The sequence below is a fragment of the Bradyrhizobium sp. CSA207 genome (genome assembly GCF_029051685.1).
Taxonomy (GTDB): domain Bacteria; phylum Pseudomonadota; class Alphaproteobacteria; order Rhizobiales; family Xanthobacteraceae; genus Bradyrhizobium.
The window spans coordinates 157,026-178,860 of sequence record NZ_JAACFT010000006.1 but is presented as its reverse complement, the minus strand read 5'-3'; the positions used below and the strand labels follow the sequence as shown (position 1 = coordinate 178,860).

14 protein-coding genes are annotated in these 21,835 nt (G+C 64.4%); 4 read left to right on the top strand and 10 right to left on the bottom strand.

The features are described 5' to 3' along the window. Positions 1 to 245: 245 nt before the first annotated feature. A complete protein-coding gene (iaaH, locus tag GWG65_RS08695) occupies positions 246 to 1,667 on the bottom strand; it encodes an indoleacetamide hydrolase (RefSeq protein WP_275194986.1) in 1,422 nt (473 codons plus the stop codon). Between the two features lie 76 nt (positions 1,668 to 1,743). Next, positions 1,744 to 5,193, bottom strand: coding sequence for an indolepyruvate ferredoxin oxidoreductase family protein (locus GWG65_RS08690; protein ID WP_275194985.1), 3,450 nt, complete (start codon positions 5,191 to 5,193; stop codon positions 1,744 to 1,746). A gap of 154 nt (positions 5,194 to 5,347) precedes the next feature. On the opposite strand from GWG65_RS08690, the gene GWG65_RS08685 reads away from it, so the two are divergent. Next, entirely contained in the window at positions 5,348 to 5,803 is a 456-nt protein-coding gene (locus tag GWG65_RS08685) for an Lrp/AsnC family transcriptional regulator (protein ID WP_275194983.1), read from the top strand. 158 nt (positions 5,804 to 5,961) lie between these two features. Here GWG65_RS08685 and GWG65_RS08680 read toward each other — a convergent pair whose 3' ends face one another. Genes GWG65_RS08680 through GWG65_RS08670 form a run of 3 tightly spaced genes read right to left on the bottom strand, consistent with a single transcriptional unit; the run spans position 5,962 to position 8,364 of the window. Beyond that, positions 5,962 to 6,747: a fumarylacetoacetate hydrolase family protein gene (locus tag GWG65_RS08680; protein WP_275194981.1), complete on the bottom strand. Its 786-nt coding sequence runs from the start codon at positions 6,745 to 6,747 to the stop codon at positions 5,962 to 5,964. A gap of 14 nt (positions 6,748 to 6,761) precedes the next feature. Then, entirely contained in the window at positions 6,762 to 8,129 is a 1,368-nt protein-coding gene (locus tag GWG65_RS08675; RefSeq protein ID WP_275194980.1) for an LLM class flavin-dependent oxidoreductase, read from the bottom strand. 19 nt (positions 8,130 to 8,148) lie between these two features. Beyond that, positions 8,149 to 8,364 (bottom strand): hypothetical protein, encoded by a 216-nt coding sequence (locus GWG65_RS08670; protein WP_275194979.1) that lies wholly within the window; start codon positions 8,362 to 8,364, stop codon positions 8,149 to 8,151. Positions 8,365 to 8,661: 297 nt separating this feature from the next. On the opposite strand from GWG65_RS08670, the gene GWG65_RS08665 reads away from it, so the two are divergent. After that, a complete protein-coding gene (locus GWG65_RS08665; RefSeq protein ID WP_275194978.1) occupies positions 8,662 to 12,771 on the top strand; it encodes a GAF domain-containing protein in 4,110 nt (1,369 codons plus the stop codon). Here the strand turns inward: GWG65_RS08665 and GWG65_RS08660 are convergent. The 4 genes from GWG65_RS08660 to GWG65_RS08645 all read right to left on the bottom strand — a co-directional run bounded on the left by GWG65_RS08660 (position 12,745) and on the right by GWG65_RS08645 (position 17,563). After that, positions 12,745 to 13,086 (bottom strand): hypothetical protein, encoded by a 342-nt coding sequence (locus GWG65_RS08660; protein ID WP_275194976.1) that lies wholly within the window; start codon positions 13,084 to 13,086, stop codon positions 12,745 to 12,747. The two genes, GWG65_RS08665 and GWG65_RS08660, sit on opposite strands and share 27 nt — an antisense overlap. 249 nt (positions 13,087 to 13,335) lie before the next feature. Then, the gene (locus tag GWG65_RS08655) at positions 13,336 to 14,142 is read right to left on the bottom strand and encodes a WecB/TagA/CpsF family glycosyltransferase (protein ID WP_275194975.1); all 807 of its coding nucleotides are present in this window, start codon (positions 14,140 to 14,142) and stop codon (positions 13,336 to 13,338) included. After that, positions 14,135 to 16,519: an exopolysaccharide transport family protein gene (locus GWG65_RS08650; protein WP_275195137.1), complete on the bottom strand. Its 2,385-nt coding sequence runs from the start codon at positions 16,517 to 16,519 to the stop codon at positions 14,135 to 14,137. Before GWG65_RS08650 ends, GWG65_RS08655 begins: the two co-directional genes overlap by 8 nt. Before the next feature lie 249 nt (positions 16,520 to 16,768). Beyond that, complete coding sequence (locus GWG65_RS08645; RefSeq protein ID WP_275194973.1) at positions 16,769 to 17,563, bottom strand: class I SAM-dependent methyltransferase; 795 nt, start codon at positions 17,561 to 17,563, stop codon at positions 16,769 to 16,771. A gap of 405 nt (positions 17,564 to 17,968) precedes the next feature. Between GWG65_RS08645 and GWG65_RS08640 the strand changes: the two genes are divergently transcribed. Beyond that, positions 17,969 to 18,997, top strand: coding sequence for a glycosyltransferase (locus GWG65_RS08640; RefSeq protein WP_275194972.1), 1,029 nt, complete (start codon positions 17,969 to 17,971; stop codon positions 18,995 to 18,997). A 9-nt stretch (positions 18,998 to 19,006) separates the two neighbouring features. On the opposite strand, the gene GWG65_RS08635 is transcribed toward GWG65_RS08640, so the two are convergent. After that, entirely contained in the window at positions 19,007 to 19,993 is a 987-nt protein-coding gene (locus GWG65_RS08635; protein ID WP_275194971.1) for a glycosyltransferase, read from the bottom strand. A 367-nt stretch (positions 19,994 to 20,360) separates the two neighbouring features. Here GWG65_RS08635 and GWG65_RS08625 point away from each other — a divergent pair, with 367 nt between their 5' ends. Next, positions 20,361 to 21,713: an O-antigen ligase gene (locus tag GWG65_RS08625; protein WP_275194970.1), complete on the top strand. Its 1,353-nt coding sequence runs from the start codon at positions 20,361 to 20,363 to the stop codon at positions 21,711 to 21,713. Positions 21,714 to 21,835 lie beyond the last annotated feature (122 nt).

Genomic DNA, 21,835 nt, shown 5'->3' with positions numbered 1-21,835 from the left:
CTCGCTACATGCTCCGCCGTCATCGTCCGGCTTGACCGGGCGATCCAGTACGCTGTGGCGGTTGTTTTGTATCTCGCTGTCTCTGGGATACTGGATGCCCCGCCTTCGCGGGGCATGACAATTGAAAGCGCGGAGGCAACGCCCCTCACGCCACCGACGCCTTTACCTTCACCGGGTGGATCGCCCAGAACGAGATCGCTTGCTTCGCAAGCTCCTCAGGGTGAGGAGATAGACATGTGTTCGCTTCAGTGCGACGGCGGTGGCAGGCGACCGAACACCTGCTCCAGCGCCATTCCAATCGCGAGCAGGCGACGATCGCTGCCCGCCGGTCCGTCCAGCTCGAGGCCGATCGGCAACTGGCTGCTGGCGCCCAGCGCGATCGGAATTTGGACGCCGGGAATGCCGGCATTGCTGCCGGGATCGGTGTTCTGGATGAAGAGGCCGAAATTCTCGAGGCTGCTGGAGTCCGGGTTGGAGGCAATCGCGACGCGCGGCGTGGTCGGGAAGGCGATGGCGTCCAGCCGGTTGTCGGCAAAAGTCTTGCCGTAGAGCGCCTGCAGCGCCGGACGCGCAGTCTTGACGGCTGCGTCATAGATCGGCTTGGCGTCGACAAGTGTATTATCGGGACCGGGCAGTTTGCGTAGGATCACCAGGCCGTCATAGGTGCCCTTGACGTCGGGGCTGGCGATCTCCTGCGCCAGTGCTTCGATGGTGATGCCGGTGCCGGTGTGCGCGAGATAGGCGACCATGTCGTCATAGGCCTCGTACAGCGCGACCGGGAAGCCGACCTGGCCGTTGAGCCCGGCGAGCTCCGGCATCTCGATCTCCACCACCGCGATGCCTTGCGCTTTCATCTGCGTGACGGTCGCGTGGAAGGCGGCCTCGGTGTCGGCATCGAGATTGACGAGCATCGTCCTCACGATGCCAATCCGCACCCCCGCGAGATCAGCTGGCACCACCGCATCGCCACCCGCGATGACGCGGTCGAGCAGCGCGACGTCGGCCATGGTCGCAGCCATCGGGCCGGCGGTATCGCGCGTGTGCGAGATCGGCGCGATGCCCGCTTGCGGATAGCGGTCGACGGTCGGGCGTAACGACGCGCATCCGTTCAGCGCAGCCGGCACCCGGACCGAACCGCCGGTGTCGGTGCCGAGCCCGCCCGCGACGATTCGCGCTCCGATCGCGGCGCCCGTTCCGGACGAGGAGCCGCCGGCAATCATGGCGCGATCATAGGCGTTGCGCACACCGAACTCTGGGCCGGTCTTGAACGCCGTGTTGTAGCCGGAGATGCCGAAGGCGAGCTCGTGCATGCTGGTCTTGCCGATGATGACCGCGCCTGCGGCCCGCAGTTTTGTGACCACCGGCGCATCGGCGCGCGGCACATAATCTTTCAGCGCCGGTGTGCCCGCGCTACAGGGCAGTCCCGCGACCTCGATATTGTCCTTGATCACAATGGGAACACCGCCGAGCGGCTTGTCCCTGTCGCCGTTCGCGTCGAATGCCGCAGCAGCCTTCAAGGCGCCGGCCTCGTCCAGGGTGACGAAGGCGTTCAGGTCGGCATTGGCTTTGGCGCGGGCCAGCGCTTCTGTAGTAAGCGCTGTGCTCGTCACTGTTCCAGCGCGGAGGTCGGCTGCGGCCTGGGTCAGGGTCAACTGGTCGAAATCCATGATGCGTCACCCGAATGCAAGGGCATCGTGACGGTGCCCCTTCAAGACGTGAGGCTGAGGCTTCGTCGGCGTCGCGTCAACCGGTGGCCCGCATCTTTGGCGGCCGCGATGCGGTCAAATCCGCAAGCAGGCGTTCCACCTCGGCCCTCACCTTCGCAATAGCCACATCCTTCACCGGCCCGTAGCCGCGGATATCCATCGGGGCTTTGGCGACCGCGACAACATCAGAGAGGCGCTCGGCGTCGAGACCGTCGAGCATCCGATCGATCAACCCCTGGTACCAGCCGATCAGCTCCCGCTCCGTCCGCCGTTCGGCCGTGTAGCCGAATGGATCGAAGGGCGTGCCGCGCAATCCTTTGAATCGCGCGAGCGCGGACAGCGGCATCTGGATCCACTGGCCGAAGGCGCGTTTGCGCGGACGACCGCGGGCATCGCGCTTCGACGGAAGCAAGGGCGGCGCGAGATGATACTTGATGCTGAAGTCGCCGTCGAATTCGCGCTTCAATTCGTCGAGGAAGCCGCTCTGCATGTGCAGGCGCGCCACCTCGTATTCGTCCTTGTAGGCCATCAGCTTGAACAGGGCGCGCGCGACCGCCTCGGTCAGCGCCTCGCTGCCCAACGCCGCCTCCGCATTGCGGACTTTCGCCACGAGCGTCCGGTAGCGCGTTGCATAAGCGGCATCCTGATAGGCGATGAGGAACTCAGCGCGCCGGTCGATGAGTTGGTCAAGCGTCTCGGATATTGGAGCGCCATCCGGCTTCGGCATCGAATCCGGATCGGCGGCAGCGATCCGGCCCCAGGCAAACGCCTGCTTGTTGCTTTCGATCGCGACACCGTTGAGCTCGATCGCGCGCAATAGCGCTTGCAACGAGATCGGGACCAATCCATGCTGCCAGGCGAAGCCGAGCATGATGATATTGGCATAGACGGCGTCGCCGAGCAGTCGTTCAGCGAGCTCGTTCGCGTTGATGGCATCGAGATTATTCTCGCCGATGACCTGGCGGATCTCGCGCAGGCGGGCGGGCGAGGCGAGATCGGCGTCGCGGAAGCGGACGACGTCACCGGTCGGCATCTCCGCCGTGTTGATCGCGGCGCGCGTGCCGCGGCGGTAGGTGCCGGACGCTTTTGGCGAGGAGCTCACCACGAGATCGCAGCCGATCAGCGCATCGGTCGCGCCCTGGTCGACGCGAACCTGATGCAGCATCTCAGGGCTTGCAGCAAGGCGGATGTAGCTCAGCACAGGGCCGAATTTTTGTGCAAAGCCAGTGAAATCCAGGACTGAGACGCCGCGGCGTTCGAGATGCGCAGCCATGCCGATCAGGGCGCCGACGGTGATCACGCCGGTGCCGCCGACACCGGTCACGAGCAGGTCGTAGGGACGATCGAGCGAGACGGGCGCAGGCAAGAGAAGCGTCGCCGCACGGCCGACCGCGTCGATCTGGCTAGCGGCCTTCTTCCGGCGCGTCGCACCCTCGACGGTGACGAAGCTCGGGCAGAAACCGTTGAGGCAGGAGAAATCCTTATTGCAAGCCGACAGATTGATCCGCCGCTTGCGGCCGAACGGCGTCTCCTTCGGTTCGACACTGAGGCAGTTGGATTCAACCGAGCAGTCGCCGCAACCTTCACAGACGAGATCGTTGATATAGGCAAAGCGCTTGGGGTCGGCGATCTGTCCGCGCTTGCGCCGCCGCCGTTTTTCCGTGGCGCAGGTCTGCTGATAGACCAGCACGGAGACGCCGGGGATGTCGCGCAGTTCGCGCTGTACAGCGTCCATTTCCTCGCGCGGGTGAATGGTCACGCCGATGGGCAGGTCCGCTGGCGAAAACTGCGATGGCTCATCCGATACCAGCGCAATCCGTGCCACGCCTTCCGCGCGGACGCTGTGCGCAATCGCATGCACACTGACGGGGCCGTCGACCGGCTGGCCGCCGGTCATTGCCACCGCATCGTTGAACAGGATCTTGTAGGTGATGTTGGCCTTCGCCGCGATCGCCTGCCGGATCGCCATCGAGCCGGAATGATAATAGGTGCCTTCGCCAAGATTCTGGAAGATGTGCTTGTGGCCGGTGAATCGTGACGAGGCCGCCCAGTTCACGCCTTCGCCGCCCATCTGGATCAGCGACGAAGTCTCGCGGTCCATCCAGCTCGCCATGAAATGGCAACCGATGCCGGCCAGCGCCTTCGAACCGTCCGGGACTTTCGTGGACGTATTGTGTGGGCAGCCCGAGCAGAAATAGGGCGTGCGTGTCGCACCGGCGACGTTGATCGTGCGCGCCGCCTCAGGCAACAGCGCGGCGGCGCGCACGGCGAGATTGAGGCCCGGAAACATTGGATCGAGCCGGCGTGCAAGCACGCCAGCCAGCGCGCGCGGCGACAATTCGCCGATCCAGGAGATCAGCCGTGCGCCGGTCTCGTCGTGCTTGCCGACCATGCGCTCGGGCTTTGTGCCCGGATAGTCGTAGAAATACTCCTTGAACTGGCTCTCGATGATGCCGCGCTTTTCCTCGACCACGAGAATCTCGCGCTTGCCCTTCACGAATGTCATCGCGTCATGCAGCGCCAGCGGCCAGACCATGCCGACCTTGTAGATGTCGACGCCGATGCTGCGGCACGCGGCTTCGTCCAGCCCGATCAGCCGCAGCGCTTCCATCAGGTCGAGATGCGCCTTGCCTGTCGTGACGATGCCGTAGGTGGCGTTGGCAATGTCGTAGATGTGGCGGTCGATCGGATTGGCTTTGGCAAAGGCGTAGACCGCATGCTTCTTCGCCTCCAGCCGCTCCTCGATCTGCGGCCCCGGCAGATCGGGCCAGCGATAGTGCAACCCGCCCGGCGGCAGTGTGAAGTCTGGCGTGCGAAACAGGCGCGGCGGGCGCAGCGCGACGGATGCGCCTGACTCCACGATCTCCGAGATCGCCTTGAAGCCGACCCACATGCCGGAGAAGCGGCTCAGCGCGTAGCCATATTCGCCGAACGCGAGATATTCGCCGACGCTGGCCGGATGCAGCGTCGGCATGAACCAACTCATGAAGGCGACATCGGACTGGTGCGGCATCGAGGAGGAGACGCAGCCATGGTCGTCGCCGGCGACGACAAGCACGCCGCCATGCGGCGAGGAGCCGTAGGCATTGCCGTGCTTGAGCGCATCGCCGGAGCGGTCGACGCCGGGTCCCTTACCGTACCAAAGTCCGAACACGCCATCGACCTCGCGGTCGGATTGCGTCTCGACCTGCTGCGAGCCGAGCACCGCGGTCGCGGCGAGGTCCTCGTTGACGGCAGGGAGGAATTCGATGCGGTCCCGCTTCAGGCGCTCGTTGATGCGCCAGAGCTCGAGATCGATGCCGCCGAGCGGCGAGCCACGATAGCCGGAGATGAAGCCGGCGGTGTTCAGTCCTTCGGCGCGATCGCGTCGCGCCTGGTCGAGCGCAATGCGGACGATCGCCTGCGTGCCCGTGAGGAAGACTCGGCCCTCCTCGCGGTCGTAGCGGTCGGAGAGCTCGTAGGTATCGAGTGACGGAATGGCGTCCATGGCGGACCTCGCGCGGCGTCCCTGTCGGATCGGCAAATGTTAAGCTTGGGGCGCTGGTAGGTCTTACCTATTCATTCCGATCAGACTGTCATTTCGGTAAAACATTGCAAATTGTGTCGCATTATGGCATAATCTACCAAGCGAAGGTGCCTGCATGATTGAAGACCAGGACGCACGGATTCTCGGCCATCTCCAGAAGGACGGCCGCGCCACCAATCAGCAGCTTGCCGATGAGGTTGGCATGTCGACCTCGGCCTGCTGGCGGCGGGTGCGCGCGCTCGAGGAGACCGGCGTCATCCGGGGCTATGCGGCGCTGGTCGCGCGCGAGCAGGCCGGCTTTGCGATGTCCGCCATCCTCCATGTCTCGCTTGAACGGCACGACGCCAAATTCGTCGATGAATTTGTGGCCCGGGTGACGACGCGCCGCGAGGTGCTGGAGTGTTTTGCGACGACGGGCGACGCCGACTATCATTTGCGTGTCGTCGTGCAGGACATGGCGGCCTACAACAGGTTCCTCGACGAATTCATGTTTCGCATCCCCGGCATCCGCTACGTCCGCAGCAACGTGGTGCTGAAGGAAATCAAGACGAGCGTGGCGCTGCCGTTTTGAAAAGATACCTGCGCAAATCTATCTCCTCATCCTGAGGGCTTGCGGAGCAAGCGTCTCGAAGGGCGAGGCCAAGAGCGGGGCCTTCACCCTTCGAGACGCGCGAAAACGCGCTCCTCAGAATGAGGTCGGATAGTCGGCCTCGCAGCCAAGTGTACAGGCTACCGCTGCTCACGCACGAATCGATTTCGCAGCGTGCCAATGCCGGTGATATCAATCTCCACGACATCGCCGTGCTTGATGTCGGGCGAGGCGCCGTCGGTGCCCATCCAGATCACGTCGCCGGGCCACAACGTGAAGTACTTGGACAGCTCGATCAGGAACGGTACCACGCCGAAGATCATGTCGTTGGTATGGAAGCGGTTGGTCTCCTTGCCGTTGACGCGGACGACGGTCTGCATCTTGGCGAGATCGGCCTCGGTCTCGATCCATGGGCCCATTGGCTTGAAGGTGTCGGCGTTCTTCGACCGCCACAGGCTGCAATCGGCCTTCTGCCAGCTGCGCTCGCTGACATCGTTGCCGATGGTGTAGCCGAACACGCAATCCATCGCGTTCTCCTCCGTGAGATGCTTCACCTTCTTGCCGATGACGACGACGAGTTCGCCCTCGTAGTGAATCTTCTCGGTCGCGAAAGACGGGATCACAACCTCCTCGTCATGCGCGATCAGCGCGTTCTGCGCGCGATAGCCGATCTCGGGTCTGTCAGGGACGGCCGGCACCTCGCCGCGCTTGTCGGCGGCCTCCTTCAGATGCTTCAGATAGTTCAAGCCGACGCAATAGAAGGTGCGCGGGATCAGCGGCAGCTCGATCTTCACTTGCGATAAGGCAAGCGTCTTCGAGGTGCGTTGCCATTCCCCGAAGGGATCGCCGTCGACCGCGATTAGCTGGTCGCCTTCAACGATCCCCCAGGAGGTCTTGCCCGAGGCGGTGAATTTCAGCCAGCGCATGTCGGATCCTCCCACTATTCCGCAGCGTCGCGCGGCTGCACTTTCCAGGCGCCGGCAGCCGGCCGCTTCAGCCCGAGATTCTCGCGCAGCGTCTTGCCGCGATAGTCCTTCTGGAACAAGCCGCGGCGCTGCAATTCCGGCACGACATGGCGCACGAAGTCGGCGTAGGAGCCGGGCACATAGGTCGCCGCGATAACGAAACCGTCGCAGCCGCGCTCGACGAACATCTCTTCGAGTCTGTCTGCGACCTCTTTGGGCCCACCGACCATCGCGTCCTGAAGCTGGCCGCGGCCGGAGAAGGTGACGAAGTCCCGGGCGCTCGGATTGCTCTTGCCCGAATTCTTCAAAACGCCGTCGCGGATGCCCAAGATGCCTTGCATGCTCTTGAGTTCTTCCGTCGTCAGCGGCTCGTCGAGATCCTTTGAGGCGAAATCGTAGTTGAGGGCCTCGGCGAGCAGCGACAGCGCGTCGATCTGGAGCGGCAGCTCGTTGATCAGCGCCATCTTGTCCTCGGCTTCGGATTTGGTCGCGCCGCAAACCGGCGTCGTCAGGTTGCAGAGGAACATCTGGTCGGGATCGCGGCCGGCCTTGGCAGCCTCGTTGCGCACGGCCGCGTAGCCGTCCTTTGCTGCGGCGAGATTGCGCGCGGCGGTGAAAATCACCTCACCCCAGCGCCCGGCAAAGCGCTGGCCGCGGCCGGACGCGCCGGCCTGGATGATCACGGGATGGCCCTGGTCAGAGCGCGGCACCGTGAACGGTCCGCGCGACTTGAAGGCCGGTCCGTTGTGATCGAGTCGCTTCACCTTGGCCGGATCGGCGAAACGGCCGCTCTTCTTGTCCATGATGAGCGCGCCATCCTCCCAAGTGTCCCAATGGCCGAGCACGACCTCCATGAATTCGTCGGCGCGGTCGTAGCGGGAGTCGTGCTCGGGATGGGAGTCCTTGCCCATGTTGAGCGCCTCGCCGTCATTGAGCGAGGTCACGACATTCCAGCCGGCGCGCCCGCCGGACATCAGATCCAGTGTTGCGAAGCGGCGTGCAACGTCGAAGGGTTCGTAATAGGTGGTCGAGCAGGTCGCTCCCAGCCCGAGCTTGTCGGTGACCAAGCCCATCGTGGTCAGCACGATCAGCGGGTCCATCTTCACGCAGCGGATGCCGTATTCGACGGTGTGGGCGTGATCGTTGCCGTAGCGGTCCGGCATCGCCAGGCGGTCGTCGAAAAAAGCCATGTGGAATTTGCCGGCTTCCAGGATGCGCGCGATCTGCTGATAGTAGTCCGCCGACATCGAATCGTGGCGCGAGTCCGGATGCCGCCAGGAGCTCGGCAAGTTGGTGCAGTTCTGTGCCTGGAGGAAGCCGACCAGTACCATCTGCCGCGTCATGCTGCTGTTCTCCAATTCGTCAGGCCAGATCGAGCACTGAGCCGAGCCTGTACTCGCGCGCCAGTGCCCGCAGGTTCTCCCAGGTCGCATCCTCGATCTCGATGCCGTCGCGCAGGCGTTGCTGCTCGCGCAAGCCCTCGATCTCGCCGGGATAGAACACACGCCCTGCTGCCTTCGGACGGAGGAGCAGCGCCGCGCTGATGCGCGCGAGGCGGTCGGCCTTGATAATCGGCATGGCGCTTCCTCAGGTCTCGCCCTTGGCGGGCGCTGGTTGTTGGGCGCCATCGTCTCAAAGCACAGGTGCGATATCAATCTCTCGTAAACCAATACAGGGCTGCAAATTCGTGAAGCGAACGCGCCTTTGGTCGAAGGCGCCATCCCGTACAGCGGGAATCCGGACAGTTTGGCGCCGGTCGTTCGCAGCTCGTTCACTTTGATTGACGGTTTGCGGGGACCAATAACGACCATTTAGGCCATCGCCTTCATAAAGCTACCCGGGAGAAAATGGCAGAAATGTCGGGGAGTTGAGATCGTGCAAACGCCCCTCGCGCGCACATTTGCAGCGTTGAGCGCCATCAATGAAGCGATCCTTTATGCGAAATCGCCGGACGAGCTGTACCAGAAGGTCTGCGACGCCGGGTTTTCGAGTGGGGACTTCATGGCGGTGGCCGTGTTCCTGGTGGAGCCGGACGGCCAGCGGCTGCGGTTTGCGGCCGGCTGCGGCGACGACGTTGCGCGGCTGCGTGCGATCAAGATCACCACGGAGGCCGGTACGCCGGAAGGGTCGGGCGTCGGCGGCGAAGCCTTTCGCAGCCGGAGGCTCTGCATCAGCAACGATTTCCTGAACGATCCGCGCTCGCTCGCCTGGCGCGAGGGCGCGGCGAAGGCTCACATCGGCGCCGCCGCGGCGGTGCCACTCTTGTGCAATGGGCAGAGCGTCGGCGTGCTGTACGTGACGCGCAGCGACGCCGGATCGCTGAATGAGCAGATGGTGTCGCTGTTCGAGCGTATGTCGGCCAACATTACCTATGCGCTGGACAATTTCGCCCGCGAAACCGCGCGGCAGATCAGCGAGCGAGCGACACGGCGGCTCAACCGCATGTTCGGCGCCATCAGTGCCACCAACGAAGCCATTCTCCGCGCCAAGACCGAGCAGGAGCTTTACCAGCTCGTGTGTGACGCCTCCGTGCATGGTGGCAAGTCGCTGGCGACGATCGTCCTGCTTCGCGAGGCGGATTCGCATTGGATGAGTCCGGTCGCTTCCACGGGACAGAACCTGGAGCTGGTCACCCAGTCACGCTATTCGATCGACCCTGAAAACCCCTACGGCAAGGGCATCTCCGGCGAGGTGTTCCGGACGCAGAAGGCCATCGTCGAGGAAGATCTCGCCAGCCGCACCCGGGGAACGCCTTGGGAGCAGGCCAATGTCAACACCGGCGTCGCCGCTTGTGTGGTAGCGCCTCTGATTAAGCACGGCGAGAGCGTCGGGGTGCTCTTGTTTTTCGTCAGCAGGTCGTGGGCCAAGGACGAGGAGGTCGTCGCGCTGCTGGTGCGCATGGCGGAGAACGTCTCGTTCGCAATCGAGAATTTCGACCGCGAGACCGAGAAGGCCAGGATCGCTGCGGAAGAAGAACGGTTGGCGCGGATGTATGCCGCGCTCAGCGCCACCAACGAGGCGATCCTGCGCGCGCGCTCGCGCGCCGAGCTGTTCGATCTCGTCTGCGAGGCGACGGCGCAGGGCGCCAAGTTCACCTCGGCTACCATTGCGCTTGTCGATCATAGCGCCGGGCTGCTGCGCGTCGCCGCCTGCTACGGACCGAATGCGGATCAGGTCCGCAATTTCAAGTTTTCCACCTCCGATCAAATTCCCGAAGGGCAGGGATTGACCGGCACCGCGTACCGCACGCGCCAGCCTGCCGTCAGCAACGACGTGCTGGCAGACGACCGCATCAAGCCCTGGCAGGCCAGCGCCCGCCGCAACGGCATCGCATCATCCGCGGCGCTGCCGCTGTTCAACGGCGACAGGATCGAAGGCGTATTCCTGTTCAACTCGCCGGAGCGCGGCACCTTCACGGATGAATTCGTCGAGCTGCTGCGCAAGCTTCAGGCCAACGCCGCCTTCGCGCTGGAGAATTTCGATCGCGCCGAAGAAAAAGCGCGGGCCGACAAGCAGCGTGATCGCCTGAGTGGCATGTTCGAGGCGCTCAGCGCGACCAACGAAGCCATCATGCGGGCCAAGACGCGCGAGGAGCTGTTCGACGTGGCGTGCCAGGCGGCCGTGCTCGGCGGCGTGTTTGCCTCGGCCACGATCGGCATCATGGACGACAAACGGGAGTTCGTCCGCGTCGTCGCAGTGAAGGGGCGCCTCCAGGAGCGAATGGTCGGACGTACCTGCTTTGTTTCCGCTGATCATCCCGAGGGTCAGGGGATTATAGGGATCTCGCTGCGGACCCGCCGACCCAGTGTCATCAACGACTATCTGCACGATCCGCGATCGCTACATTGGCATTCCAAGGCGGCCGAGGATGGCACGCGCGCCGCTGCAAGCTTCCCGCTTCTGCGGGCCGGCCGGGAGCCGATCGGCATTCTGCTTTTCCTCGCACCCGAAGCGAATACATTCACGCCCGATCTGGTCGAACTGCTCGGACGCCTGGCCGAGAACGTCTCCTTCGCGCTCGACAATTTCGATCGTGCCGAGGAGAAGGCTCGCACCGAGGCCCAGAAGGAGCGTCTGACGCGGATGTTCGCGGCGCTGAGCGCGACCAACGAGGCGATCATGCGGGCGAAGTCGCGCGCCGAGCTGTACGATCTCGTCTGCCTCGCCGCATCGAATGGCGCAAAATTCACCTCCACCACCATTGCGCTGGCCAAGCCGGACAGCGACCAACTGGAAATCGTGGCCAGCGCCGGACCGTCGTCCGACACCACGCGCAACATCCGCCTCTCCACGGACCCCGAGCGCCCCGAAGGTCGTGGGATGAGCGGCACGGCGTTCCGCACGCGCCAGCCTTGCATCAGCAACGATTATCTCAACGACGATCGCGTCCGCGTCTTCCACGCGGTCGTCCGCGGCGACGGCGCGCGGTCGGGCGCGGCGTTCCCGCTGGTCGCGCACGACCGGGCGGTTGGCGTCATGATCTACATGTCGACCGAACCGGACACTTTTACGGGCGAGTTCGTCGAGCTGTTGCAGCGTCTCGCCGAAAACGTTTCCTTCGCGATGGAGAACTTCGATCGCGTCGACGAGAAGAACAAGGCTGACGAGCGGATCGAATACCTCGCCTCCTACGACAGCCTGACCAATCTGCCCAACCGAGAGACGTTCAACGCGTTGCTGCGGGGAGCGATCGAGACCGCGCAGCGCCAAGAGCACCGCTTTGCGCTGCTGTTCATCGATCTCGACCGCTTCAAAGTCATCAACGACTCGCTCGGCCACGAGGCTGGCGATCTGCTTCTGCTCGAAGTCGCCGACCGCCTGCGCAACGCGTTACGCGCAAGCGATGTGGTGGCGCGGCTCGGCGGCGACGAGTTCGTGGTGATCCTCGACCAGTGTGGCGAGGTCGACGACGTCCAGCGCATCGCGACCGAACTGCTGACGGCGCTGGGCAAGCCCATGGAGCTTGCCGGCCACGAGTGCCACACCACCGCTTCGATCGGCATCGCGATGTATCCAGCCAACGGCGCCGACGCGCAGACGCTGACCAAGAACGCCGACATGGCGATGTATCTCGCCAAGGAAGACGGCAAGAACGGCTATCGCTTCTTCTCCAAGGAGGTGAAGACGCAGTCGATCGAGCGGCTGTCGCTTGAAAGCGCGCTGCGCCGGGCGCTGGAGCGCGAGCAGTTCTCGCTGAATTACCAGCCCAAGGTGGACATGGCGACGAGCCAGATCACCGGCGTCGAAGCGCTGTTGCGCTGGACGCATCCCGATCTCGGCAACATTTCCCCGGCGCAGTTCATCCCGCTTGCCGAGGAAACCGGCCTGATCGTGCCGATCGGCCGCTGGGTGGTGAAGGAAGCCTGCGCGCAGGCCATGGCCTGGCAGCGTCGCGGCCTGCTGCCTGTGTCGATGGCGGTCAACCTGTCGCCGCGGCAGTTTGCCGACGCGCATTTGTTGCAGGACGTCGACGAGGCGCTGGCTGCAAGCGGCATGTCGCCGGTGTTGCTCCAGTTAGAGGTCACCGAGAGCATGATGATGCGCAATGTCGGGCGCGCGCTGAAAGTCCTGGATGCGATCCAGAGCCGCGGCATTCGCCTCGCCATTGACGATTTCGGCACCGGCTATTCCTCGATGTCGCTGATGAAGCATTTCCCGATCGACACCATCAAGATCGACCGCTCCTTCGTGCGCGACCTGCCGCAGGATACCGAGGACCAGGCGATCGCGCAGGCGATCATCAGCATGGGCAAGGCGCTCGGCATGACCGTGGTCGCCGAAGGCGTCGAGAACGCCGAGCAGGAGGCGTTTCTGCGCGCCCATGGCTGCGACGAGATGCAGGGCTTCCTGATCTCAAAGCCGCTGCCGGCGCGGCAGATGGCCGAGCTGCTGCGACCGATGGTCCTTCCCATCGCACCGCCGCTCCAGCCGGAGCCGGATCCGGACGAGGCCGTGGCGTTACGGTTGGAACGCGCTGTCGTCTGACGGTTGCGGGTGCAGTTCGCGGACGTCCTCTTCCTTGATTTCCGCCTTGCGCGGAAAATCATCCGGCCAGGTCAGCGAGGTTTGTTCGGCGAACAGCGCGAGAAGGGCATGCGCGCCATCGGCAAAGCTCGAGCCGTCGCCGAGGCCGAGCTCGCTACACCACGCGTGTCGCATCGGCTCGTGCACGTCGAACATCGCCATCGCCGGTCCCCACCACCAGGCCGGTGCCGGCGAGCGTTCGTCCTCCGGCACGGCGTGCCAGAGCACGAGCTCGTCCATCACGCGCTCGAATTGCAGGCTTGCGGCCTGATGCATTCGCTCCGTGCTCCCTGGGGCCACGCCTGAAATCAGGCGACGCGCCGACTCGATCTGTTTCGCTGTGAAAAATCGGCTCGCGCTATTGGTCGAACCAAGTGTGCCGCCTGCGTCGGCGGCTATACAAAACGTGCGGCGGCCTGGAAAGTTGCCAACGCTGACTGTCACAGTCTCTTTAGCCGCTCAGGGTGCCGACCGGCAAGGCACAATAAGGGCGCCTGGTGCGGCGAGGGGGCATCTCGGCGTCCCTCAGCGGTTGAAGGGCCGGTTGCGGCTGAACAGCAGATAGAGCGCACGTGGATTGGTGGTCAGATAGCGCCAGAACAGGCGGCGCGGCTCGAGCCACGTGCGCCAGGCCCACTCCAGTCCGATCTTCTGCATCCATTGTGGCGCGCGGGACCGGCTGCCCGAGAGGAAGTTGAACAGGCCGCCGGACGTCTTGATGACGCCGACATTGGTGAGAAGTGGCGTGAATTCCTCGACGAAGGCCTGCTCGCTGGGCACGCCAAGCGCGACCCAAAGATAGTCCGGTGCGAGTGCATTGATCTCCTCGACCCTGGCCCGCATGGCATCGCCGCGGAGATAGCCGTGGCTGTGCCCAACAATCTTGAGGTTCGGATACAGCTTCTGGACGTTCGCGACCGCTGCTGCGTTCTCGTCCTCGCTGGCGCCAAGCATGTAGAAGGTACGGCCGGCAGCTTCCGCCTTGCGCGCGACGACGTGGAACAGGTCAGTGGTTGCGACGCGCTCGGGCAGCGGAAACCAGGATTGCAGCTTGGATGCCGCCACCAGCGGCTGGCCGTCGGCATTGATCAGGTCGGCGGCGCGGAACAGGCGCTCGGTCTGCGGCTCGGTCGAGCAGCGTGCCAGCACCTCGCCATTGGCCGAGGTCAGGAACAGCGGTCGGCCGATGCGATGACGCGGGTCGGTCGCCTCGATCATGAAATCGGCGGTCGCTTCGAGGTCGAGCGTGGCCATGCGAAGGCCGCCGACGGTGACCCGCGGCACTTCGGCGGTCGCGGCCCGCCCCTCGAAATTGACGCGGCGCTCAAGCATATTGTCTGCCTCGCTGGCGCGTTTGGATTGCGGGGGTGAGCTCGTCGAGCACGACGCCGACGAGCTTGCGCTCGGCGCCGCCGAGTGCGGCCAGGATCTCTTCCATGCTGTCGTTAATGTCGAGGCTGGTTGGCAGCACCGCGACCAGCGCGTCGACGCCATCGAGCAGCTTGCGGCCGGCGGCCGAGAGTGGCATCGCGGGACCGTCGAGGAGGATTAGGTCGTAGCCGCCGGCGGAACGCGCCAGCGTAATCGCCTTGCGGATGGCCTCCGTCGCCTTGCCGGCATCGCTCTCGGCAGCCGGGAGCACCGAGATGCCGTTGACGGTCTTGATCTCGCGCACGGCCTTGCTGCCGATCGAGAGCCAGCCGTGCTTTTCCGGCTCGCCCTTGGCCGGACGGTTGACCTTGCTGGAGAGCGTGTGCGCCTGGTGGTCGGCATCGATCATCAGCACGCGGGTGCCGTCGCGCGCCGCCGCAAGCGCGAAGTTCAGCGCACTCACGCTGCGTCCGGTGGTTTCGTTGGCGCCGACGAGAGCGATGACCGGCATCGCCTTGCCGCCGGCGCGGCGGGCCACTGCGGCGCGCATGTCGCGCAAGGCGTTGAGCAGTGTGGTCAGCGGAAATCCGGGGCGTAGCGTCGGCCAGCCCAGTCGAGTGAGATCGACGCCGCCGCCGGTGGCGAGAATGGCGCCGAGCGTGTGAATGACGTCGGCCTCCTGGAGGCGTGCGATCAGGGGCTTTTCCACCAGCGAAAGTGGCGGCGCGGCGGGCTCCGGAGCAGCGGCCTGCGGTGGAGCGGCCTCCGGAGAAGTCTTGGCAACTTCCGGAGTGCGCGCGTTCAGCGGCGGCCGCGAAACCTCTGGAGTTCGCGAAACCTCCAAAGGACGCCTGGTCTCCGGGGCTGGCGTGCGCTCGCGACGTGCTGGCGTGGGCACCGGCGAGGTCGCGCCGAGCAACAGGATCTCGGCCGCGACCAACCAGCCTGAAGCAGCGAGCGCGCCGAAGATGAAGCCGATCATGGCGAACAGGCTCATCGCCGGCGGGAACGAACGCCGCTGCGGCACCGTGGCTTCGCCGATGACGCGCGCTGCCGAGGTGTTCAGGCTCTCCTGCTCCTCGGTCTCGCGCGAGCGCTTGAGGAAGGATTGATAGACGTCGCGGCTGGCATCGGCCTCGCGCTCGAGCTCGCGCAGCCGCACGGCGGCCTGGCTAAGCTGGACGCTCTGCCGCTTCTGGGCCTCCAGCGCCCGGTTGAGCGAGGCCTCATAGTCGCGGGCGCGCGTCAGGTCGTTCTTGGCCGATTGGGCGAAGCGGTCAATCTCCTCGCCGATGGTGCGCTTGAGATCCTCGACCTGCTTCTCGGTCTGCCGCAGCGCCGGGTGACGCGGCCCGAGCTCGCCGGCCTGCTCCGCATATTTCTTGCGGGCGTCGGCATATTGGGCGCGCAGGTTGGCGATCGTCGGCGATTGCAAGGCTTCGGGAATAGCGCCGGCATCTGCAGCCGTGCGCCGGCTCGCCTCGATCTGGTCGAGCCGCGCCTGCGCATCCATCGTCGCCGCGCGGGCCGCGGAAAGCCGCTGGTTGCTGGAGGAGAGCTGTTGATCGCTGATCAGCGCGTCCTGGGTGCCGACGAAATTGTTCTGGGCCTTGTAGGTGGCGAGCACGGTCTCGGCGTTGCGCAGCCGCTCGCGCAATTCCTTCAAGCGCCCGGACAGGTCGCTGGTCGCACGCCGCGCCGCCAGAGCCTGCGAATTGCGGGAGTCCGAAAGATAGGTGCTGGTCAGGGTGTTGGCGAGCATCGCCGCTTTCGCCGGATCGGTCGACCAGACCTCGATGTCGACGATGAAGCTCTTATCACCCTTGCGAATCGTGATGTGCTTGTTCAGGGCGTCGAGCGCCGCAAGCTGCACGTCTTTTATTTCTGCAGCAGAGGGCGTGCGTGGTTGCAGGCCGATCAGGCCCAGCAGCGACGACATCAGGCTCCCGGCATCGCCACCGCCGCCAAATTCCGGATCCTTCTCGAGATTGGCCTGCTGGATCACCTGCAACAGCACGCTGTTGGATGTGATCAGGCGCGCCTGGCTCTCCACCACCATGGACATGCCGGAGACGTCCTGTGCGCGGGGGGTGAGCTCGCGATCGACGAGCTGGAGCTCGCGCGGGTCGACATAGAGCTGAGAGGTCGCGGTGTAGCGGGGTGTGAGACTCTTGCCGATGGCGACCGCAAGCGTCGCGCCGAGCAGGGCGGCAGCGGCAATCGCGATCTTGCGCCGCCAAAGCAGGTTGACGAGCTCCAGCACGTTGAAGCCGGTCGGCAACCTCCGCTGCGGGGCCTCCGGTCTGGCCCGATCTATCGGCTGGTTATAGTCAAGCATCATCCCCAGCTTCCATTCCAAGTGCCGCAGGCTGAGGGGTTACTCTTCGCTCTACGCCACGCACCCGGGATATAGGTGCCCAATCAACGCAACAGGGAAAATTAACCATACTCATTGAGGGACTATTCACCGAAATGGCAAACAAAGCGTTTAAGCGCCCGCCGCTTCCCGACGTGGCGTCGTGACGCCCTCGATGCGCCGGCGCCGCAGAGATTAACGGTTCGTTACTGCGCGGGTGCGCCATGGTCATCAACGCTTCCGCAGGATGACGTGATAGTCGCCGCGGCGGACGTCGGTCCCGCGCGGGAGGAGGGCATTCATAAGCGCCGCGCCGGCATCGACGAGGGCGGCGAACAGCGGCTTGCGCTGGCGCATCTCGGGATAGCGCGGGCTCTCGACCTCGCGGCGGTAGATCATGTCGAGGCCATGGGCGGTCGCGAACGTTTCGAGCTTCGACAGCGTCACCAGCGGATGGAAGAAGGTCGGGAACGGCGGCTCGCCGGGCAGGCCGGCATTCTTGATGCCACGGATGTTCCGGTAGAACCAGACATGGAACCAGTGCGGCGAGAATTTGGTGACCACGCCCGAGAGCGAGCGCGGATTGGGCGCACCGATCAGGATCATCCCGCCGGGCTTGAGCGCGTCGCGGAAGTTCAACAACGCGGCTTCGACGTCAGGCAGATGTTCGATCACGTTGTAGCAAATCACGACATCGAAGGTTTCAGCGCCGAAGCGGAAGGTTTGCACATCGCCGAGGATAGCGTCATCCGCGTAAGTGTTGTTGCGGACCTGGTCCTCATCGATATCGACGACCGTGACGTGGCTGCGGCCGAGCACGTCAACGGGCAGGAAGCTGCAGGAGCCGCCTCCGGCCTCGTAGATGGCGAGCCGGCCTTGCGGAAGTTCGCGGCGCAGCACGTCGTGAATGGCGAGCAGGCTATCGCGCGCTTCGCCAGGCACCATCTCGAGCAACGCCTGGTTATGGGCGGGCCTGGCGGGAGTGGGGATCGCTGTCGCGAAATCGATCGTGGCTGGCTTGTTCATGTTTCCTTACCGCGCTTGTTCGACTCAAATTTACAGGAAAAATCCCTCGTGCCCGAAGAGCAAATCTAATGCCGGGCCTCTTCACCGGTCGCGGTGCTTACGGTCGGGTTAATGCGCATATGCGTTAACTACGGCATCTTCCGCATTGCGCGATTGCCGGACGACGGACCGCGAATTGCAATATCGCACGCGCTAGAGCTCATAGGAAAACGAGCGAAGGCGGTTAAGCGCTTGGTGATAGGCTTGCATGCTCGAGAAAGTCGGCAAGATGGCTCGTTTTGTCGCCGAAACGGGCCGTTCATTTTGGCACGCATCTGTTCAACGTTGCTGTGCCGTCGCGGGACTGCGTCGATGCACGCGATCGACGCAGGGTTTCTTCAACACATCTCGGGCATCTAGAACGCTATGACGTTGATTCCGACAGACCTGTCCGCCAACCGGATCTCGGACGCCGTGCGCGATCCCAACCGGGAGATCGCTGCGAGCTCGCGCGTCATCGACTTGTCGGTTGGTATCGTCGTCTGTATTCCCTGCTTTCGCCGCCCGCAGCATCTGCGGCTGACGCTGGAGTCGCTTGCCAGCCAGCGTACCCCGCGCTCCTTCGCGGTCGTCATGGTCGAGAACGACGCGGCAGGGCGCGAGAGCGCGCCGGTCGCTGCGGAATTCCTCGCTGCCGGCAAGCTCCAGGGCATCTGCCTGGTCGAGCAGCGTCAGGGCAATTGCCACGCGATCAACGCCGCGTTCGAGACGGCGCAGGCGCTGTTTCCCGCCGCAACCCGCTTCCTGATGATCGACGACGACGAGATCGCCTCGCCCGACTGGCTCGAGCTGATGGTTCGCACCTGTGAGGCAACCGGCGCGGACGTGGTCGGCGGACCGGTGCTGCCGGTGTTCGACGACGACAGCCGGCCCTGGCTCGCGCGTCATCCCGCCTTCTGTCCCGCGTATGAATACAGCGGCGCGGTACCTCTGATTTATGGCTGCGGCAATTGCCTGATCACGCGCGCGGCGTTCGAGCGGTTCGATCGTCCCGCCTTCGATTTGCGCTTCAATTTCCTTGGCGGCGGCGACTGCGATTTCTTCGTGCGGTGCCGCGATGCCGGCATGACATTCCACTGGACGGCGGAAGCCGTCATCACCGAGACCGTGCCGCAAAGCCGCACCAGCCCCGGCTGGATCGCGAGGCGTGGTCTGCGCATCGGCGCGATCAATTATCGTGTGCAGTACAAGGCCGCGCCAAGCACGGCGGCGCGGGCGTGGGTGTTTGCGCAGATGCTCGGACGGCTGCCGCTGTCGCTGGTTCGCGCGGCGCGCCTGCTGACATCGTCGAAAGCCGTCGTCGCGACGCACCCCGTGATGGTCGCACTCGGCGCTGCGCTCGCGGCGTTCGGTGTCGAACCGAAGCCTTACGAAGCCTCGAAGATCGTGTCCTGACGCCGCGGACTAGATGCCAAAGCAGGCGAGGACGACCCTGATCGCGGCGCGCGGCAGCGATATGGGCGACCGCCGGCCGACCATTCCGAGATAGGCGAAGGCGTCACGATATCTGCCGAAGCGGACCGCCTGCAGCGCCGAATAGGTGACGAGATGAATCTCGGCGGCCCGGCGCAGCCCGGCTGCCGCGGCCTCTGGAAGTCTCGCAAGGATCAGCCCATCGTCGAAGACCCGCGCGATCGCCGGGAAGAAATCCTGCGGCGTCCGCACGGCTGCGTTCATGGTGTTGGTCGTGTGCAGGCGATAGTCGAGCAGCAGCTTTGGTGCGAACTCGAACTCGCCGATCGCGGCAAGACGGCACCAGCAATGCCAATCCTCGCAATATCTGAGGGAGACGTCGAAGCCGCCGATGGCACGAAAGGTCTCCGCACGTGCGAGCGCAATGCCGCCATTGACAATGAAGTTGCCGCTGGCGAGCCGTGCCAGCACGTCGCCGGACGGCTTGCGACGTCCCTTGAGGAGATCCCGCCGGCCGATCTGCCGCCCCTCGCTGTCGATCGTGTTGTAGTCGCCGTAGACGAGGATCGCGCGCGGAGCACCGCGCGCCGCCGCGAGCAACGCTGCCACCGCGCCGGGACGCAAGCGGTCGTCGGCATCGAGAAAGAGCAGCCATTCGCCGCTCGCGTGTCGGGCGCCGAGATTGCGTGCCGCCGATACACCGGCAGAGTCGCTGGTGATCAGGCGCAGCCGCGGGTCACGAAAGGCGCGGACGATCGGCGCGGTGTTGTCGGTCGAGCCGTCGTCCACGACGATCACCTCGGTGACGTCGCGTTGCGCCAGCGCGCTCGCGATAGTCTCGCCGACGTAGGTCGCGGCGTTCCTGGCGGGAATGACCACTGAGACCGACGCGACCGGGTGCACCGGCAGCGGGATTCGCCCGACTGTCGCTACGCGCCGGGCGGCCGATCCATTGAGCATATCGTCGGCGCTGATCAAGCTGCAGCTCGTTCTTAATGGTCTGTTAACCAGGGTGCATCTGCCGCGCTGGCAATTGCAGGCGAACGCGGCTTCGGTCGTTGAAGATGATACCCGCATGACGACCAAATCGGTGCTGCGAAAGCCCGCGTCGTGCCGGTATCGTAGAATAGCGTTAAGCCGGTGACATTAAGCCTGTAAGCCTGTGCGCGGCTACGTCTGGACAATCTCACGCTGGAACAGCGGGCGCTGCAATATTTCGAGATCTCGCGGAGCATCGTGCGGGAGCGGGCTGTACCGCGCAGCCCCGGCATCCTGGTTGACGGATGGTTAACGGGGATCGGCTATGACCTGAAGCTTCCCCGGCTTATCGAACCGGCCTTGAGCCATGGATCGCAGCGCCACTGACATGACCGACGTTGAGGCCCGATCGTTCGGCCACGTGCTGCGCGATGGGCTTGCGAAGCTGAATGTCGTGCAGGCGGCGCGCTGCCTCGTCGCGGTCGCCGCCCTGCTGCTTATCCTGATTACGCTCGATCCCTTTCCAGACCTGCGCAGCGAGGCCGTCGCCAACGTCGTCGGCGGCCGGATGGCGCTGAACTACGTTTCCTTTGGATTGCTGGCTGCGGTCGCGGTGCTGTTCGCAATCGCCAGCGATGCGCCCTCGCTGAAGACCCTGGTCACCCCGCTGCACCTTTGCTTCATCGGCTGGATGCTGATCAACCTCGTCTTCTCCGAGAGCCGCGAGGTGTCGATCCAGCGGTTCGTGTTGGCGGTCAGCGTGACCTCGCTCGCCGTCCTGCTGCCACTGCTGCCGCCAACGCAGCGAAGCTTCAATCTGTGTCTTGGCGGCACGGCGCTCGCGCTGCTGGTGCTGTGCTATCTTGGCATCTTTCTCGCGCCGCAATACTCGATCCACACCGCGCTCGACATCACCGAGCCGCAGCTCGCGGGCGACTGGCGCGGCAGTTTCGTCCACAAGAACGTTGCTTCGCCCGTGATGACCATCCTGGTCTATGTCGGCATCTATCTCTGTGCCGTCGGATCGTTCGTGATGGGGCCCGTGATCGCTGCGCTTGCCGGCATCTTCCTGATCTTCACCGGCGGCAAGACGTCGTCGGTGCTGTGCCTGACCATCTACGCCGTGGCGTCGCTCGTCTATGTCACGCGAGGCCTGTGGCTGAAGCGGATCGTCTGCTTCGCGCCGCTGATCGCCATGAACCTGCTGACGGTCGGCAGCGTCCTCAGTCCCGGCCTTGGCGCCGTCACGCGGCTGCTTCCAGTCGATCCGACCTTCACCGGCCGTTCCGACATCTGGGAGTTCGCGCTCGCCGCCGTTGCCGAAAAGCCGGTCATCGGTCACGGCTATGCGGCGTTCTGGGACGATGTGACCGAGCGGCAGACGGCCCAGGGCTCCGAATGGGCGGTGACCGCCGCGCATAGTCACAACAGTTACCTCGATCTTGCCGTCACCATCGGCCTGCCGGGGCTGGTCCTCGTCATCCTCATCTTCGTGCTCGCTCCGCTCAAGAATTTCCAGACGGCCCAGGCTCACAACCGCAGCGGCGCGCTGGGAAAGCTGTTCCTGACCGTGTGGCTGTTCGGCCTGTATTACGGGACGACCGAAACCTTCCTGCTCGAACGGCAGAATCCGATCTGGTTCATGTTCGCTCTCGCGGTAGCGGGGCTGCACTTCCTGGCCAGGTTCCAATGCGTCGCTCCAACGGAACCGGATCGCTGACAGGTTGCCGCAGCCGCACGTTTCATAGCGGCACATGAAGGGGCACATGGAGGACAGCGCGACTTAACGATCAGCAGCGACGCAACTTGTGGTCTGCGGCAAAACATAATCTACCTGGAAAA

Excerpts from the sequence above, each read along its gene's own strand:
- GWG65_RS08655 (WP_275194975.1), bottom strand. The coding sequence starts at position 14,142 with ATGCTTGAGCGCCGCGTCAATTTCGAGGGGCGGGCCGCGACCGCCGAA.
- GWG65_RS08675 (WP_275194980.1), bottom strand. The coding sequence starts at position 8,129 with ATGACGCGGCAGATGGTACTGGTCGGCTTCCTCCAGGCACAGAACTGC.
- GWG65_RS08680 (WP_275194981.1), bottom strand. The coding sequence starts at position 6,747 with ATGCGCTGGCTGAAATTCACCGCCTCGGGCAAGACCTCCTGGGGGATC.
- GWG65_RS08685 (WP_275194983.1), top strand. The coding sequence starts at position 5,348 with ATGATTGAAGACCAGGACGCACGGATTCTCGGCCATCTCCAGAAGGAC.
- GWG65_RS08640 (WP_275194972.1), top strand. The coding sequence starts at position 17,969 with ATGACGTTGATTCCGACAGACCTGTCCGCCAACCGGATCTCGGACGCC.
- GWG65_RS08660 (WP_275194976.1), bottom strand. The coding sequence starts at position 13,086 with ATGCATCAGGCCGCAAGCCTGCAATTCGAGCGCGTGATGGACGAGCTC.
- iaaH (WP_275194986.1), bottom strand. The coding sequence starts at position 1,667 with ATGGATTTCGACCAGTTGACCCTGACCCAGGCCGCAGCCGACCTCCGC.
- GWG65_RS08670 (WP_275194979.1), bottom strand. The coding sequence starts at position 8,364 with ATGCCGATTATCAAGGCCGACCGCCTCGCGCGCATCAGCGCGGCGCTG.
- GWG65_RS08645 (WP_275194973.1), bottom strand. The coding sequence starts at position 17,563 with ATGAACAAGCCAGCCACGATCGATTTCGCGACAGCGATCCCCACTCCC.
- GWG65_RS08650 (WP_275195137.1), bottom strand. The coding sequence starts at position 16,519 with ATGCTTGACTATAACCAGCCGATAGATCGGGCCAGACCGGAGGCCCCG.
- GWG65_RS08625 (WP_275194970.1), top strand. The coding sequence starts at position 20,361 with ATGGATCGCAGCGCCACTGACATGACCGACGTTGAGGCCCGATCGTTC.
- GWG65_RS08690 (WP_275194985.1), bottom strand. The coding sequence starts at position 5,193 with ATGGACGCCATTCCGTCACTCGATACCTACGAGCTCTCCGACCGCTAC.